Genomic DNA, 18202 nt, shown 5'->3' with positions numbered 1-18202 from the left:
GCTCCTAAAAAATAAAAAACGCCCAAAATAATTTGAGCGTTTGTATAATTTTCAGCGTCTAACTTTCGTCTTCTTGCTTTATGAATTTTCTAAAATATATTTGAAAATTAGTGGAGCACAAATCGTGGCATCACTTTCAACGATGAATTTCGGTGTAGTGATATCTAATTTTCCCCAAGTAATTTTTTCGTTCGGAACTGCTCCAGAATATGAACCATAAGAAGTGGTAGAATCTGAAATCTGACAGAAATAGCTCCAGAAAGGAATGTCGTGCATTTCCATATCCTGATATAACATTGGCACTACACAAATCGGGAAATCTCCTGCAATTCCTCCACCGATTTGGAAGAAACCAACACCTTTTCCACCGCTGTTTTTTGGATACCAATCTGCTAGGAACATCATATATTCGATTCCAGATTTCATAGTAGAAGCTTTTAAATCTCCTTTAATACAATAACTTGCGAAGATATTTCCCATCGTAGAATCTTCCCAACCTGGTACTACAATTGGTAAATTTTTCTCTGCAGCTGCAATCATCCAAGAATCTTCTCTTGGGATTTCATAGTATTGCTCTAGAACTCCAGAAAGAATCATTTTATACATATATTCGTGTGGAAAATATCTTTCTCCTTTAGAATCTGCATCTTTCCAGATTTCATAAATATGCTTTTGCAATCTTCTGAATGCTTCTTCTTCCGGAATACAAGTATCGGTAACTCTATTTAAACCTCTTTCTAGCAAATCCCACTCTTCTTGAGGCGTAAGATCTCTGTAATGAGGCACTCTTTCGTAGTGAGAATGCGCTACCAAATTCATTAAATCTTCTTCTAAATTCGCTCCTGTACAAGAAATAATATCTACTTTGTCTTCTCGAATCATATCTGCCAAAATCTTCCCCATTTCTGCGGTTGACATTGCTCCTGCTAGCGTAATCATCATTTTCCCACCATCTTTAAGGTGCGCTACATAACCTTTTGCAGCATCTACCAAAGCAGCAGAATTAAAATGCAAATAATATTTTTCTATAAATTCGGTAATCGGTTTATTGCTCATTTTTATAAGAATTTTTGCAAAGATAAGAAATAAGAGCCAAGTAAAAAGTAAAAAGTAAAAAGTAAAAATTTTATAAAAGCAAGCCGTTTTATACTTCTTTTCACTTACAGTCCCGCTTTCACTACTCGCTTTTTTAGAAATTCTCCACGCACAAAATCTGAACGAAAAAATTTCTAAAAAGTTCTCAAACAAACCGTTCAATCGGGGCTAGAAAGTAATTTTGGGTTTTCTTTCCACTATTCTAAACTACCCCGTCTTCAAAAATTAAAATTTTTAAATCCACCCTTGATTGCTTCGCTCCTTGCAGTGACAGGGGAATTTTTGAAAACGTTCTATCCTTTGGAAACAATATTCTAAATTATTTAAAACTATATTTAGATTCTTTCAGAATGACAAACTGTGTGTTTGCTTTGGAAACAATTGACGCTCGCTTCGCTCGCGCCAAAAAAATATCAATCAAGAGAATTGATTAAAACATAATATCTAAAAGCCAAAATTCCTTTTTGAAATTTTGTAAGTTTCGTTGGGTCAAGATGACTGTATTTTGGGAGAAATTTTTTATTGAATCGGTTAACAATTCTAAAGACTGACTTTTTCATATTTTTTTTATTTGTATCGCTCCAATGGAGCTTCCAGCTAAACGTTATTTATAATTTCTACAAACCTTTGATTCCTATGGAACCAAATCTTATCATTTCTTAAAACCTAAATTTTCTATTTTCTTTCTTTTCAGAGATTTTCTTTTTGCTTTCTAGGCGCTTTTCTACTTTTGCCCGACTTGGTTTGGTTGCAATTCTTTTCTTCGGAACGATGAGCGATTTATTCACCAATTCCTGAATTTTTTCAATCGCAATTTTCTTATTTTGGAGTTGTGTTCTGCTTTCAGAAACTGTAGTTTGAAGAATTCCTTCTGCATTAATTTTGTTTTTAAGCTTCAACAAAATTCTTTCTTTTTCACTTTCTGTAAAAACCGTAGAATCTTCTACCTTCCATAGTACTGTTACAGAAGTTTCTACTTTGTTTACATTTTGTCCGCCACTTCCACTGCTTCGGGAAGTTTTGTAAGAAAGTTCGTGTGAGAAAGACTTCATTACTAAATCAATTTTAAAATTTCTTTTCTTAAAACCTTACCGTTTTCCGCTCTTGGGAATTTCTCTAAAAATAAGACTTCTTTAGGAATATGAAACTTATTCTCAAATTTGAGATTTAAGATTTCAGATTTTAGATTTTCATCTTTTTCTCCTTCGACGACTAACACCAATTTTTCGCCTAAAGTTTCATCTGGTTTTCCAAGGAAAACTAAATCTCTATCAATATGTTTTTTAACTAAATTCTCTAATTCTTCGGCAAAGATTTTAACGCCACCTGAATTAATCACATTATCAAATCTCCCTAAGAATTTAAATTGCTTTTTGTCACCTTGAGCGGAGTCGAAATGCATTAGTTCTACAATATCATTCGTTTGCAAAATTTCTGGATTAAGTTTTGGAGCAAAAATCTTCAAACAGTTTCTTTCATCTACAGAAATTTCAACATCATTAAAAATCGTAAAATAATTTTCCTGAACAGGAGAAATCTGCTTCAAAGCAATGTGAGAAAGCGTTTCGCTCATTCCGTAAGTTTCATAAATATTGGTTGATGGTTGATGGTTGATGGTTGATAGTTCTCTTGAAATTTGAGATTTTAGTTTTTCTGAAACGGCCGCTCCTCCAATGATGAGATTTTTGATGAAATGAATTTTATCTAAAGAATTTTGAACTTGCAATGGTGTCATTGCACAAAAATCTATGTTTTGTGAAATTTCAGGAGCGGAACTTGGCACAGAAATAATGACTTTCAGTTTTCTTTCAATAGCTCTCACCAACATCATTTTACCCGAAATATACTGAACTGGCAAACAAAGCAAAGCTGTATCTCCTTCTTTCAATCCTAAAAATTCACAAGTCATTTTTGCCGAATTGAGCATTCTCTTTTTTTCGATTTCAAAGACTTTCGGAATTCCCGTAGAACCCGATGTTTGGACAGAAACGGTTTCAGAATGAGAAAACCAATCTTCCAAAAAAGAAATCACCTTTTCCTCGAATTCATTCTCTGGAAAAAGTGATTCTATATTGATATTTTTAGAAAAATCTAAAATCATTTTACATTCTGTTTACCACATTAATTCCCAATAAATGTAAGGATTTTTTGATGGTTTTTGCGGTTAAATCTGAGATTTGGAGTTTGAATTGCTTGGCATTTTCGTCTTCCAAAGTCATCACAGGATTATTTTGGTAAAAAGAATTATACGTTTTAACTAAATCGTAAACGTAATTCGCAACCTGAGCCGGGCTTAAAGTTTCTGCAGCTTTTTCTACAACGTCTTTAAAATTAGATAATTGCATGATTAATTCTTTCTCTGAAGCATTTGGTTGATAACTTCCAAAATCTGCTTCTACAAAATTTGCTCTATTCAATAAAGATTGAATTCTAGCATACGTATATTGAATAAAAGGCCCTGTATTTCCATTGAAATCGATACTTTCTGCAGGATTGAAAAGCATTTTCTTTTTAGGATCTACTTTCAGCATAAAATATTTCAAAGCACCTAAACCTACAATTTCGTAAGATTTTTCTTTCTCTTCGCTTGTTAAACCTTCTAATTTTCCTAATTCTTCAGATTTTTCTTTAGCGGTAAGATACATTTCTTGCATTAAGTCATCTGCATCTACCACCGTTCCTTCGCGTGATTTCATTTTGCCTTCAGGCAATTCTACCATTCCGTAAGAAAGGTGATACAATTGATTTGCCCAATCGTAGCCTAATTTTTTCAGAATTAAAAACAATACTTGGAAGTGATAATCTTGTTCATTACCAACGGTATAAATGAGTTTTTGAATGTCATTTTGTTTGAAACGTTCTACTGCAGTTCCCAAATCTTGCGTCATGTACACAGAAGTTCCATCACCACGAAGAACGAGTTTTTGATCAAGTCCATCTTCAGTTAAATCAATCCAAACAGAATTATCTTCTTTTTTGAAGAAAACGCCTTTTGATAAGCCATCTTCGATGATATCTTTTCCTAAAATATAAGTATTGCTTTCGTACTGAACTTGGTCGAAATCTACACCTAATCTTTTGTATGTTTCATTGAAACCAGCATAAACCCAAGAATTCATCTTTTCCCAAAGTTCACGAACTTCTGGTTTGTTTTGTTCCCAATCTAAAAGCATTTTTTGAGCTTCTAGAATAATCGGTGCTTGTTTTTTAGCCGTATCTTCATCTAAACCTTGTTCTTTGAGTTCAGAGATTTGAGCTTTATAATTTTTATCAAACTCTACGTAATAATTCCCAACAAGCTTATCTCCTTTTAAACCTGTAATTTCTGGAGTCTCCCCTTTTCCAAATTTTTCCCAAGCGAGCATAGATTTACAAATATGGATTCCTCTATCATTGATGATTTGAGTTTTTACCACATTGTAACCTGCTTCTTTAAGAATTTGAGCAACCGAAAAACCTAAAAGATTGTTTCTGATGTGACCAAGGTGCAAAGGTTTATTAGTATTCGGTGAAGAATACTCTACCATTACGGTTTGATTTTTATTTTCTTTTACATCAAACTGAGCTTTTATTTCTTTGAAATTCTGAATAAATGCTTCGTTATTGATTGATAAATTCAAGAAACCTTTTACTACATTAAAGTTTTCGATAGCTCCTTGTTTTTTTAGTTCTTCTCCCAATTCATTCCCTAAAACATCTGGACTTTTCTTGGCTAATTTCACCAAAGGAAAAATAACTACCGTGAAATCTCCCTCAAAATCTGTTTTGTTTTGTTGAACTTCTAAAGTAAGATTTTCAATTTGATAATTGTTTTTTAGAATCTCAGAAATAGAGTTTTGTATATGCTGTTTAATATCCATTTTCTATATTTTATGCAAAGATAATAAATAAAAAAACCACCCGAAAAATCGGATGGTTTTTATTGTATTTATTTGAAATAAATTAGAATTTATCCCAGAAGAGTTTTGTAAGTGCATTATCTCCACCAATAGCTGTAGCAGCAGCTTTTACATTAGCAGGATTTAATACATATTCTTGATCAGAATAAGGTAATCTTACTGGCACTCCATCAAGTCTTGAGTTTGCTGGGTTAACCATAACTGGATTATCTAATCTTCTGATAAAGTTCCATGAAGCAAATGCTTGATCTCCAAATAATGCTATGAAAGCCTCTTTTCCAATTGATCTTTTCCAATTTACAGCATCATAAACAACAGCTGCTTTATATACAGTTGCGTCTGCAGCAGAAACACCATACTGATCCATAGATGCTTGAATAGCACTTGAGAATAATGTAGCAGCAGTACCACCAGCATTATAACCTCTTGCAGCAGCTTCAGTTCTTAAGAACATTACCTCAGCGTAAGAAAGTAAGGTAATAGGACCTGTTGCTGAAGAAAAGTACTTACCCGATCTAGGATTACCTAAATTAGCATAATAAGTATATGTATTCAAAGATCCAAAGTTTCCACCTGGATACTGACCTACATTTGGACCATCAGTAGCAGAGTTAAACAAAATTGGGATTCTTGGATCAGAATTAGCATTCATATAATCCATTACTAATTTAGTCGGTACAAAGTCGAATCTTCCTGAAGCAACTAATTCATCAAAGAAAGGTGAATTAAATTGAGCACCGTCAAATTCCATTGCATAATTATCACTATTAGAAGCTAATACTCCCGAAGAAATTGCACTTTCTGCAGCTGCCTTAGAAGCAGCAGCATCTACATCTGCTAAATTCATTGCTAATCTCAATTTAATTGAGTTTGCTAATTTTTTCCATTTAGACATATCTCCATGATATACAAAATCAGAAGAATATCCACTTTCACTAGTGTTAATTTTTGCAATAGCAGCATCTAATCTAGTTAATAAACTTGTATAAATGGTTTTTGCATCATCATACTTAGGTGATAAAACCTCAGGAGCTTTTAATGCTTCACTATAAGGAACATTTCCATAAGTATCAACCAAAACTTCCCAAGCATAAACTGAAGAAATTTCTAATGTAGCCCATTTATTGTTCTGAACAGCTGGAGTATTTCCTTCTTTTTCTAACTGAACCATAGCATCACTATAGTTCTTAAGAACTCTATCGTACATTCTATTAAAGAAGTTTCTCGGCTGATTTCTTGTAACTAAGTCATAATTAGTTTCATCTGTATATGTAGTCTCTGCAATTTGTTGTGTTAAGAAAACAAAGTTTCCTTGGTTAACGTTTGGAGAGGCAACATAGTAAAATTGCTGTTGTTGTGCCGTTGCCAATAATAAATAAGAAGGCAAAGTTTGGGGATGTTTGGGATCAACATTTAAAGCAGTAGTATCTCTTTCACAAGAAGTAACACCTAGCGCAGCTACTGCCATACCCAATATTAATATTATTTTTTTCATTTTCTTAGTTTAATTTAATTAAAATTTGATTGTAAAATTAACACCAATATCTCTAGTAGTAGGTAAGACACCTATTGATTGTCCTACACCTCTAAGACCACCTCCTGTACTTGCTTCAGGATCTGCATATGGCATGTTTTTACTAATAATCCAAAGGTTTCTACCAATAAGCGAAACTTTAGCCTCTTGTACAAAAGTTCCTGCTAGTAAAGATTTAGGAATAGAATAACCAATACTTGCTTCTCTTAGTTTAACAAATGATTGATCATAAACAAATCTTTTTTGTGGCATTCTTGCATAACCATCTAATGAACCAAACGCTGAAGGATCAGCCGTTACAGTAGTGTTTACATTTCCATTAGGATTAACCCCTGACCATACTACACCGTTTTCTCTCATATCTCCAACTGCTGTTTCTGCATATAGACCAGTTGCAAGACCGTAATACATATCTGTAGAGAAAATATCACCACCATGTCTAACATCAATTAAGAATGAAGCAGAGAAATTTTTATAGCTAAATGAGTTTCTCATACCTCCAATCCAATCAGGATTAATGTTTCCAATCACTTGATTAGCATTTCTTAAATAATAACCAGTAGTTGCATTAATTACAGGCTGACCATTTAAATAAACATAATCTCTTCCGATTAAAGTACCAAAAGCTTGACCTTCTGTAGCATTTAATGATACACCTCCTTGATATGAATCCATAAGTAAGTTAGTAATATCATTAGTTTCATCATGATACAATTTAACAACTTTATTTTCGTTTTTAGACCAGTTCAAATCTAAATTCCATTTGAAATCATTTGTTCTAACTGGAACTAAACCTAACTGAACTTCTATACCTTTGTTATCAATTTGTCCAGCATTAATAACTTTTCTAGTATATCCTGTCGCTGCAGAAATTGGCAATTCAATAATTTGGTTATATGTCTTAGTTTGATAAGCTGCAATATCAAAAGTAACTCTATTATTTAATAATGTAGCCTCCATACCAATTTCAATCTCTTTTGATTTTTGAGGCTTTAATCCAGCTTCAGCAAGAGTTAAAGAGTTCAAATAAAGACCAGTAGGACCTCCAGCTCCATTGAAAATACCAGAAGCAGTATAAGTATTTGCTAATTTATATGGAGTTGTAGAACTTCCCACTTGTGCATAGTTTGCTCTTACTTTCCAGAAGTCTAACCATGAAGGACTTACAAATTTAGATAATATCAAAGCTCCAGTAACTGATGGATAATTATAAACTCTATCAGATTTTGGTAAATTTGAGTTTTTATCAAATCTCCAAGTAGCATCTAAATAGAAAGTTTGTTTAAAATCAAAAGATGCTGTAGCATATGCACTACTCGTAACATATCTCCATGCATTTTCTGCTGGTGCTACTACCGAGTTAAGGCTGTTAGATAAAGAATATAATCCTGGAACAACTAACCCTCCTTCAGTAGACGCATAAAGATTATCTCTTGTGTTTCTTCTTACGTTACCTCCTACTACACCACTTACATTAATATCGTCTGTGATGTTGAATTTATAGTTTGCGAATAAGTCGAAGTTTGCTTCAGTATCAGTAAAGTTCTGTCTTGAATAACCTGATGAAACAGAGTTACCAGAAGCTCCAAATCCTTGAGCTAATGAACCAGTCGCTAATCTTTGTTCAATTAACATAGTTAAGTAGTCATAAGACACTTTACCTGTGATACTCCAATTCTTATTGAATTCGTATTTTAACTGAGCGTAGCTAAAATTTCTAGTTCTGTCATCAGAGTTATAGTTTTGATATCTTTGGAAATAAGGGTTATTCCAGAAAATAGGATAAGCATCGTCTGCAGAAATTCTGTTCCAAGTCACGTTACTGCTTGTAGGACCGAAAGCTCTTAAATTTCTAAAATAAGCATCTTTTTGCTCTAAAACATCTACGTTTACCTGCCACCATTGTCTGAAACCTGATAATAAGTTATCACTGTATCCTGTTTCGTTACGACCAACTGTATTTTGTTTTGTTATTGTAGTATATACAGTTGAACTTAATTTATCTGTAAAATAGTAATTAAATTTAGCCGATAAGGTATTTTTCTTTAAATCTGAGTTTGGCATAATACCATTAGAAATCATATTATCAAAAGATAAAGCAACGTTATTTTTGGCATCACCTTTTTCTAATGAAATACTATTCACAAAACTCATAGCTGTTTCAAAAAATTCCACTGGGCTATTTTTTGCTGCAACCCAAGGCTTTGCTTGACCAAAGTTAGCAGAAGTCGGGTCGAATGAATCCCAATGATACACTAATAAATTCGGATCAAATTTTGGCCCCCAAGAAGCATCTTCTCCAAAATTCACATATGGCTTACCATCTGGAGCATCTCCGTAATAGAATGAAGGATCATATCCCGCTCCATATTTAGTTTGGTATTCTGGGAAAGTAGATTTATCAATCTTACCTGTTTGAATAGAAGAAGATAATGTTACCCCCCAAGATCCATCTTTTTTACCTTTCCCACTCTTTGTTACAATAACAATTACCCCATCAATACCTCTTTCTCCGTATAATGCAGAAGCAGCAGCTCCTTTAAGAACGTTGATAGAAGCAATATCATCTTGATTGATGTCAGATAAAAAGTTACCATAATCATAGAATCCAGAAAGAGTATTGTTATTTACAGGAGAACCATCAATCACGATTAATGGAGAACCTCCACCAAGTGATTTATAACCTCTAATTAAAAGGTTAGATGAACCACCAAAGTTATTGTTTGTTTGTACCTGTAAACCAGCAACCTTACCTGACAATTGAGAAGCAACGTTACCAGTATTGGTAGTTCCTCCCACTAATTCTTCAGCTTTTACCTCTTGTGAAGCATAACCCAAAGATTTTTTCTCTCTTTTAATACCCAAGGCTGTAACTACTACACCTTCGATATCTTTTGTCCCCGCTGTATCTACTTTTGCTTTTTGTGCATACGTTACACTAAATGAAGCAGAAAGAACAACAGCTAAAACGCTTTTTGTTAGTTTCTTCATATCAAATTAAATTTTTCATTGATACAAAAATGCAAAACATTATTAACATATACAAACTTTTTGTTAAAAAAATCTTAATTAATCCTTAACTTTGTAATGTTTTCAATAACGTATTTGATTTTTTGTTAAAATTTATGAAATTAATAAAAAAGTGGTCTGAATATTACATAGAGGCAGGGTGTGATGAAGTAGGAAGAGGGTGTTTATGTGGTCCTGTAGTCGCTGCCGCAGTGATTTTAGATGATAATTTTGAGCAAAATTTAGTTAATGACTCTAAAAAACTAAATTTCAAAACACGTTTAGAGCTAGATGATTACATTAAAAATAATGTAAAAGATTATGCGATTGCAGAACTTTCACCAGAATTTATTGACCAGCATAATATTCTTAATGCAAGCATACATGCTATGCATAATGCTCTTGATAAACTTACTATAAGACCAGAATTAATTTTAGTGGACGGCAATAAGTTTCATCCTTATAATTATATACCTCATCAGTGTATTATAAAAGGAGATTCTAAAATATTATCTATTGCTGCGGCTTCTATTCTTGCTAAAAATTACAGAGACCAACTCATGATTCGGTTACATGAAGAGTTTCCCGAATACGGTTGGAATAAAAACATGGGATACGCCACTAAAGTTCACATAGAAGCTTTGAAGAAATTTGGCCCCACGAAATATCATAGACAATCTTTTAGATTAAACTATGATTAATGCCAATAAAAAAGTCGGTTAATTTTTTAACCGACTTTTTCTATTTTTAAACTGAATTATTTCTTATTCATTTTTTTGCGTTGCTCTTCTTGCATTTTTTGTTGCTCTTGAGCTTTTTCCATCATTTCACGCATACGTTTTTGGAATTTACCTTCTGGTTTTGGTGCTTTAGATTTATTTTGTTGAATCTGAGCATGAATTTTCTTTTCATCTAAAATCCAATATTTAATCGCAAGGATAATTAATATATTTAAAGCATTTGATACAAAATAATACCAAGAAAGTCCAGAAGAAGACGTGTTCAAGAAGAAGAAGAATGTAATTGGGAAAATATACATTATAATTCTCATATCTGGCATTCCTTCTTGCTGCGGTTGTTGCATTTGCCCAGAAGTCATGATTGTATAAATCAAAACTACGATGGTACATGCTACCGCAAAAATACTGATATGCTCTCCAATTAATGGAATATGGAATGGCAATTTAATTAAATCATCATAAGCAGTAAGGTCATTAGCAAACCAGAATCCTTTTCCTCTCAAGTCAATCATATTCGGGAAGAAGCGGAAAAGCGCATAGAAAATAGGAATCTGAACCAGCGCTGGTAAACAGCCGGCCATTTGATTGATTCCAGCTTTTCTGTAAATTTCCATAGTCGCTTGTTGGCGCTTCATGGCGTTTTCTTGACCTTTAAACTTCTCTGTAACTTCTTCTATTTCTGGTTTTACCACTTTCATCATCGCACTCAATTTGTGCTGCTTAAACATTACTGGAGACAAGATAAGTTTAGTGGCAATCGTCATTAAGAAAATTACCCAACCTGCTGCGATTCCCCAATCTGACAACCAATTATATACTGGCACAAAGAAAATCCTGTTCAAAGTTCCAATGAAACTCCACCCTAAAGGTAAAATGCTATCAAATTCTTTTCCTTCAAAAGTTTTAAGCAATGGTAAATCAAGTGGTAAGAAATACCATTTGAAATTTTGATTCAATTCATTTCCTGCCAATTTTACTTGACCATCAAAATTGAACTTTTTCAAAAATTGTCCTTTTTCTATGGTTTCTTGAGTTCCCTTAGCGTGTGTAAATCCATTGCTAGACTCTATAATAGAAGTAAAAAACTGTTGTTTTACTGCTAACCAATTTAGGGTTTCTTCTGGCTCTTCAAAACCATTGGTATCATAATCGGTAGAACCATAATTATCAAAAGCATAGTTAAATTCTGAATGGGTTTGCTCTTGCGAACGCCCTTTTTCCATTCCTCTTACAGTGTAATTCCAGTGGAAATCTGCTTTTTCATCTGTAACAATAGAAGATAAACCTTGAGTTTTAACATTAAAATCTAAAGTATAATTATCTAAAAGCTCATACACATACTGAATTGTAGCACCAGAAACTTGAGCGGTCATGGTAACAGTGTTATCCTTTACATTAGGAACAAAAACTAAATCTTTGGTATTAAAAGCCTTTCCTGTTTTGTCTTTAAACTGAAATCCGTAACTAGAATTATTTTTTTCTATTAAATAAAGTGGCAAATCATGCTTATCGGTTTTAGCATTATAAGCTTTGTATTGATTAATTTCTACAGACGAAAGTTGACCTCCTAAACTTGCAAATTCTAAGGTAAGCTCTTTATTTTTTACGGTAACATTTTTTATTGTAGCCGCATTAACTGTAGCATTAATATTGTTAGCAATTGCTTTAGAAGCTACTTTTTGCTCTGTTTTTGCTTTAGCTTCTGCTACTTTTTTTTCGTCTGATTGTTTGTTTTGAAAATAAAACATGAAAGCCATCAAAATGGCAGAAAAAATCACAAAACTAATCAGTTGATTTTTATCTAATCCGTTATTCTTTTGCATTACTTTAATTTAAGATTTGAAATTTAAGATTTGAGATTTAATTTTCTCAAATAGCATTCCTTTTTAATTTGGGTGACAAAAATATGAATTTTTTGTCAGATTGTCATTTCTAAAAAATTAAACTCTCAAAAAAATGAGAGTTTAAGATTTATTTTTCTGTAGCTGCTTTTACTAAAGCTACAAACAGCGGATGTGGTGTAGCTACAGTACTTTTATATTCTGGATGATACTGAACACCTATATAAAAAGGATGATTTTTCAGCTCCAAAGTTTCTACCAATTTAGTATCTGGATTAATTCCCGAAGCATACAAGCCATTTTTCTCGAAATCATCTAAATAATCTGAGTTAAACTCGTAGCGATGACGGTGTCTTTCGGTAATATTTTTATTTCCGTAGATTTCTATCAGTTTAGTGTGAGGCTTTAATTGACATTTCCAAGCGCCCAACCTCATCGTACCACCTTTATCCACTACATTTTTTTGTTCTTCCATTAAAGAAATAACAGGGTTTTTAGTCGTTAAATCAAATTCTGCAGAATTAGCATCTTTTAATCCCAAAACATTTCTCGCAAATTCGATGGTCATAATCTGCATTCCGAGACAAATGCCCAAAAGTGGAATTTTATTTTCTCTAGCAAATTTTGCTGCAAGAATTTTTCCTTCTATTCCTCTATCGCCAAAACCTGGTGCGATAAGCATTCCATCGATTCCTTTGAAGTTTTCTGCTAAATTTTCTTCGGTTAAATCGCCACTGTAAACCCATCTCAGTTTCACTTCAGTATCTTGTGAAGCTCCTGCATGAATAAATGCTTCGGCAATAGATTTGTAAGAATCTTGAAGCGAAACATATTTTCCAACTAAAGCGATTTCAACTTTTTTCTTAGGATTTTTATATTTTTTAAGGAAGTTTTTCCAATCTTTCAAATCAGATTCTTGATTCACTGGCAAAGCCAATTCCTTAAGAACCACTTCATCAAATTTTTGTTTTTGTAATTCTAGCGGAACTTGATAAATCGTTTCTACATCTATACTTTCGATTACATTTTCTGCAGGAACGTTACAGAATTGTGCGAGTTTAGCTTTAATTTCTTTGGTGATTTTATGCTCTGTTCTGCACACCAAAACATCTGCTTGAATTCCGCTTTCCATTAATTGTCTTACGGAATGCTGAGAAGGTTTGGTTTTCAATTCACCACTTGCAGCAAGGTAAGGAAGCAAGGTAAGATGAATCACCATAGAATTATTTTCGCCGAGTTCCCATCTTAATTGACGAACACTTTCTATATAAGGTAATGATTCTATATCGCCTACTGTTCCGCCAATTTCTGTAATGATGATATCATAATTTTCTTTTGCAAGAATTTTTATTCTTCGTTTAATTTCATTGGTAATATGTGGAATTACCTGAACGGTTTTGCCTAGAAAATCTCCTTTTCTTTCTTTTTCTATTACAGTTTGATAGATTTTTCCTGTAGTAACGTTATTATTCTGAGAAGTGGCAGAATCTAGAAATCTTTCGTAGTGACCCAAATCTAGGTCGGTCTCTGCGCCATCTTCCGTTACATAACATTCTCCATGCTCATAAGGATTAAGCGTTCCTGGGTCTATATTAATGTAAGGATCAAGTTTTTGGATGGTTACATTAAATCCTCGGGATTTTAAAAGCAGGCCAAGTGAAGCCGAAACAATGCCTTTTCCCAAAGACGAAGTTACACCTCCTGTCACAAAGATGTATTTAGTATTCTTTTTACTCATTAGATTAGGTTTGTGCAAAGTTAGTGGATTTTGACTAAAGTCCCAAAAAGTAAATTTACAACCCACCTTTTTCGGCCTAAAAAAGACTTTATTGCAATAAATAATTACATTAATTGATAAAATTAATTGATTTAACAGCAATTAAATCAGCAGATTAAAAAAAAAGTATTATCTTTGCACCGCAAACGATAAACGATGAAAAAATTTCTTATCTCATTTTTGATGATAGGGTATATAACTGTGACACAAGCACAAACATGTACACCTTCAACTAAGCTCATGTTCTATCAAGACTTTGAAAACAATGGAGCTAATTTATCTGAAAAAAAGATTGCAGGAACTTTAGACAACTATTACACGGCTGGTTACATTTTTGGAACCACATCACGCGCTATACACAATTCTTACGGTGAAGCTGATTACGGCCCTGTAGATGCATCTTTTGCTAGCAATGTAAAGCTAAGTTTTAATTTCGCTCCTATCAACATTGACGTTAATGGCAATAGTTCTTATGTAACTACTAGTGATGACTATCTAGCTTTATACATATCGCTTGATGGAGGAGCTACTTGGTCAGCAGAAGCTTTTATTTATAGTGAAACTGATAATTTAACATACGGATTCAACACTATTTTATCAAAATCTATTGCATACAAAGGGAACAACTCACCTACTTTATTAAGAATTGATTCCTATACTAAAACAAATAGATTAGAATTATCATTCCCGAGCGGAACCAATTTGAGTAATTTAAAAATTAGCATCCTTGGTTATAACACTAAAAAAAATAAAGACGCCGACGAAAGATGGATCTATGACAATATAGAACTTAAAGGTGATTTCGTAGATACCAAAACATGGGATGGCAGTAATTGGAATGGTCGCGTTAAGGGCGCTCCTACTTCTAACGATGTAGCGGTAATCAATGCTGATTTTGTATCTCAAAACCATGGAAGCTTTACAGCATGTAATTGTGAGATTAGCACTGGTAAAACATTGACGATAAATTCAAACACTAGTGTATCAATTAAAAACAATATAGTTAACAACGGAAATATTATCGTAGAAAACGATGGTAATTTAATACAAGTTAATGACAATGCAACTTTCACAGGGAATCCTATAAAAGTTAATAGAGACACTAAATTAAAAAGATTAGAATACAATTATTGGAGTTCTCCAGTAGAAAATCAAAATTTACTTAGTTTCTCTCCTAACACAGCAAGTAATAGATTCTATGGCTATAATGAAAGCAATGACTATTTTGTTGGCATTAATCCAAGCCTAAATAATTTTATTCCTGCAAAAGGTTATGCTATTAGAGCACCGAATAATTTCCCTTCAGGTAATACTGTTTTTAATGGTGTATTTACTGGAATTCCTAATAATGGTGTAAAAACAATAGAAATTTACAAAAACGGAGCTGGAAACAACTTGGTTGGAAACCCATATCCTTCTAACATAAGCTTCAGCCTTTTCTATGCTGCAAATAGCTCAAAAATAGAACCTAAAGCTTACATTTGGACAAACACAAATCCAAATCCAACTAACTCTCAAGGATCAGCATATAGTGGTTCGAACTATGCAGTTAGAAACCTTACAGATGGTATCCCTGCACAAAACCAAAGTATTTCAGAAAAACCTACTGACGCGATAGTTGTAGGTCAAGGATTCATCGTAAAGAAACTAAATGCGGGCACTGAAAATTTAATTTTCAACAACAGCATGAGAGTTACGGATAAAGGAAAATTCTCTAATTCAAAAATAGCATCTGTACAAGAACCGAAAGTTTGGTTACAGCTTATTACTCCAGCAAAAAACTTTAATACCATTCTAATTGGATACGTTAAAGGAGCTACTAATGGAATTGACAATGGTTATGACGCAACTCCTTTATCTGATACTTCAGATATGTTTTATACAGTTGCTGATAACGAAAATCTTGTTATCCAAGGAAGAAGTAACAATTTCAACGTTGAAGACAAAGTTCAGTTAGGAGCTGTATACTACGAACCAGGTAACTACGAAATATCTATAGCACAAGTTGAAGGAATTTTCACTAGCGCACAAGCTATTTATTTAAAAGATAATAAATTAAATAAAACAGTAAACCTTTCAGAAGGATCTTACCAGTTTTATTCAGAAGCTGGAGAAGAAAATAATCGTTTCGAAATCGTTTACAAGCCAGATTCTGTTCTAGGTACAGATAATATTTCTAAAAATAAAGAAACTGTAGTTTACAAAAACGCTGAAAACATTATTGTAGAAAATAACTCAAACAAGATTACTTCGGTTCAAGTTTTTGATGCCACAGGTAAATTAGTTGCATCTGCAAAACCAAACAGCAATCAATTCAGCATTGAAAATTCTAAATTCCAAAAAGGATTAGTAATCTTCAAGATAAGCCTCAATGACAAAATAGAAACTAAAAAATTCTTAGTGAAATAAATAAAAACTCCCGAAAAATTTCGGGAGTTTTTTTATTAGTATTCATTTCTTTTTCCTTTCAAAAATTCTGTAAATTGCAACATCATTTATCAATTATAAATCTGTGGCAAAAATAAAAACAGCATACTATTGTCAGAAATGTGGAACGCAATATCCGCAATGGCACGGACAATGCAAAAACTGTGGAGAGTGGAATACTTTAGTAGAAGAAATTGTAGAAAAAAAATCTTCTCACTATGATATTCTAGGAAGCGGGAAACAAAAAATCATCAACATCACCGAAGTAGAAACAGGAACAGAAATTCGTCTGAAAACTGTTTCAGAAGAGCTGAACCGTGTTTTAGGAGGCGGAATTGTTCTAGGCTCCGTTATTCTCATTGGTGGAGAACCTGGAATTGGCAAATCTACCCTTCTACTCCAACTTGCCTTAAAAATGAAGAAGAAAATTCTGTATGTCTCTGGTGAAGAAAGCGCTTCACAAATTAAAATGCGTGCCGACAGAATTACGAATGTTCAAAACCCAAACTGTTTCCTATATACCGAAACTTCTATCGAAAAAATATTGATGGAAGCCAAAAATCTTCAGCCAGATTTGATGATTGTAGATTCTATTCAAACTTTACAATCTCAATTGCTAGAAAGTGCTGCAGGAACGGTTTCACAGATTAGAGAATGTTCTGGAGAATTGATAAAATTTGCCAAAGAAAAAAATATTCCCGTTATTTTAGTAGGTCACATTACAAAAGACGGACAAATTGCCGGTCCAAAAGTTCTGGAACACATGGTAGATGTAGTTTTGAATTTTGACGGAGACAGAAATCACCTTTTCAGACTGCTAAGAGCTCAGAAAAACCGTTTTGGTTCTACACAAGAAATTGGGATTTACGAAATGGTGACTCAAGGTTTAAAGGAAATTAAAAACCCTTCAGAAATCTTAATCACCAAAAAATTTGAAGAACTTTCTGGGAATGCAGTTGCTGTAACCTTAGAAGGAAACAGACCGATGCTTTTAGAAATTCAAGCTTTGGTTTCTACTGCTGTTTACGGAACTCCTCAACGTAGCTGTACTGGTTTTGATAGCAAAAGATTAAATATGCTTCTTGCTGTTTTAGAAAAACGCGCAGGTTTTATGTTGGGCGCAAAAGACGTTTTCCTGAACATTACCGGTGGAATAAAAACAGATGATCCTGCTCTAGATTTGGCGGTAATTGCAGCTGTTTTGAGCAGCAACGAAGATTTAGCCATTTCTGAGAAATATTGTTTTGCGGGCGAAATAGGTTTGAGTGGAGAAATTAGACCGATTCCTCAAATTGAACAAAGAATTTCGGAAGCTGAAAAATTGGGTTACGAAAAGATTTTTGTTTCCAACCTCAACAAAATTCCTAAAAGAAAATTCGGGATTAAAATAGAAGAAGTGAGTAAAATAGAAGAGTTCCACGAAAAACTTTTTTAAGGATGAAATATGAAGGATGAAGGATGAATTTATGAACTAAATAATTAATAAAACTAATAACAAACATGTCAGATATCGTTAGAGATAAAAGTATGAACTTTGCAATTGAAATTGTAAACCTTTATAAATTTTTAAAAGACGAAAAGAGAGAATTTGTAATGAGTAAACAAATTTTAAAGTCTGGAACATCAATTGGCGCTAATCTTCGTGAAGCAAAAAACGCTCAATCTGATTTAGATTTTATCCATAAAAATGCTATTGCACAAAAAGAATGCGACGAAACATTATTTTGGCTAGAATTATTAAGAAAAACTGATTTTATTTCTGAAGAAAATTTTGTAAATTTATCTTCACAAGCAACAGAATTATTAAAAATAATAAGAAGTATTATTCTTACTAAAAAATCAAACTTAAAAAAGACATTATAAATCATACTTCATACCTC

At 33.1% G+C, this 18202-nt stretch carries 12 protein-coding genes; 4 read left to right on the top strand and 8 right to left on the bottom strand.

The genetic code is table 11. From position 1 onward, the window contains the following. Positions 1-78: 78 nt before the first annotated feature. The 6 genes from ACT53I_RS00160 to ACT53I_RS00135 form a co-directional block, all read right to left on the bottom strand. Positions 79-1056 carry a deoxyhypusine synthase family protein gene (locus ACT53I_RS00160; RefSeq protein ID WP_104794199.1) on the bottom strand — a complete coding sequence of 326 codons (978 nt, stop codon included), beginning with the start codon at positions 1054-1056 and terminating at the stop codon, positions 79-81. Between the two features lie 698 nt (positions 1057-1754). After that, on the bottom strand, positions 1755-2147 hold the full coding sequence (gene arfB / locus ACT53I_RS00155) for an alternative ribosome rescue aminoacyl-tRNA hydrolase ArfB (protein WP_476077905.1): 393 nt from the start codon (positions 2145-2147) through the stop codon (positions 1755-1757). 2 nt (positions 2148-2149) lie between these two features. Further along, positions 2150-3196, bottom strand: coding sequence for an AMP-binding protein (locus ACT53I_RS00150; protein WP_476077904.1), 1047 nt, complete (start codon positions 3194-3196; stop codon positions 2150-2152). 1 nt (position 3197) lies between these two features. After that, on the bottom strand, positions 3198-4955 hold the full coding sequence (argS, locus tag ACT53I_RS00145; RefSeq protein ID WP_476077903.1) for an arginine--tRNA ligase: 1758 nt from the start codon (positions 4953-4955) through the stop codon (positions 3198-3200). Positions 4956-5037: 82 nt separating this feature from the next. After that, complete coding sequence (locus ACT53I_RS00140; RefSeq protein WP_476077902.1) at positions 5038-6489, bottom strand: SusD/RagB family nutrient-binding outer membrane lipoprotein; 1452 nt, start codon at positions 6487-6489, stop codon at positions 5038-5040. 18 nt (positions 6490-6507) lie between these two features. Continuing rightward, on the bottom strand, positions 6508-9519 hold the full coding sequence (locus tag ACT53I_RS00135) for a SusC/RagA family TonB-linked outer membrane protein (RefSeq protein WP_476077901.1): 3012 nt from the start codon (positions 9517-9519) through the stop codon (positions 6508-6510). A gap of 134 nt (positions 9520-9653) precedes the next feature. Between ACT53I_RS00135 and ACT53I_RS00130 the strand changes: the two genes are divergently transcribed. After that, positions 9654-10238: a ribonuclease HII gene (locus tag ACT53I_RS00130; RefSeq protein ID WP_476077900.1), complete on the top strand. Its 585-nt coding sequence runs from the start codon at positions 9654-9656 to the stop codon at positions 10236-10238. 56 nt (positions 10239-10294) lie between these two features. Here the strand turns inward: ACT53I_RS00130 and yidC are convergent, their stop codons facing one another. Together yidC and ACT53I_RS00120 are read right to left on the bottom strand one after the other, a co-directional pair. Continuing rightward, positions 10295-12100 (bottom strand): membrane protein insertase YidC, encoded by a 1806-nt coding sequence (gene yidC, locus ACT53I_RS00125; protein WP_476077899.1) that lies wholly within the window; start codon positions 12098-12100, stop codon positions 10295-10297. Between the two features lie 148 nt (positions 12101-12248). Beyond that, entirely contained in the window at positions 12249-13856 is a 1608-nt protein-coding gene (locus ACT53I_RS00120) for a CTP synthase (protein ID WP_476077898.1), read from the bottom strand. A gap of 195 nt (positions 13857-14051) precedes the next feature. On the opposite strand from ACT53I_RS00120, the gene ACT53I_RS00115 reads away from it, so the two are divergent. The 3 genes from ACT53I_RS00115 to ACT53I_RS00105 all read left to right on the top strand — a co-directional run bounded on the left by ACT53I_RS00115 (position 14052) and on the right by ACT53I_RS00105 (position 18185). After that, the gene (locus tag ACT53I_RS00115) at positions 14052-16304 is read left to right on the top strand and encodes a T9SS type A sorting domain-containing protein (RefSeq protein ID WP_476077897.1); all 2253 of its coding nucleotides are present in this window, start codon (positions 14052-14054) and stop codon (positions 16302-16304) included. Between the two features lie 103 nt (positions 16305-16407). Next, a complete protein-coding gene (gene radA, locus ACT53I_RS00110; protein ID WP_476077896.1) occupies positions 16408-17757 on the top strand; it encodes a DNA repair protein RadA in 1350 nt (449 codons plus the stop codon). Between the two features lie 65 nt (positions 17758-17822). Next, positions 17823-18185: a four helix bundle protein gene (locus ACT53I_RS00105; RefSeq protein ID WP_213190465.1), complete on the top strand. Its 363-nt coding sequence runs from the start codon at positions 17823-17825 to the stop codon at positions 18183-18185. Positions 18186-18202: the final 17 nt, after the last annotated feature.

It is taken from the genome of Cloacibacterium sp. DMC96, from assembly GCF_056313765.1.
Note: the sequence above shows the minus strand (reverse complement) of the source record. Positions and strands in the feature narration are given on the sequence as shown.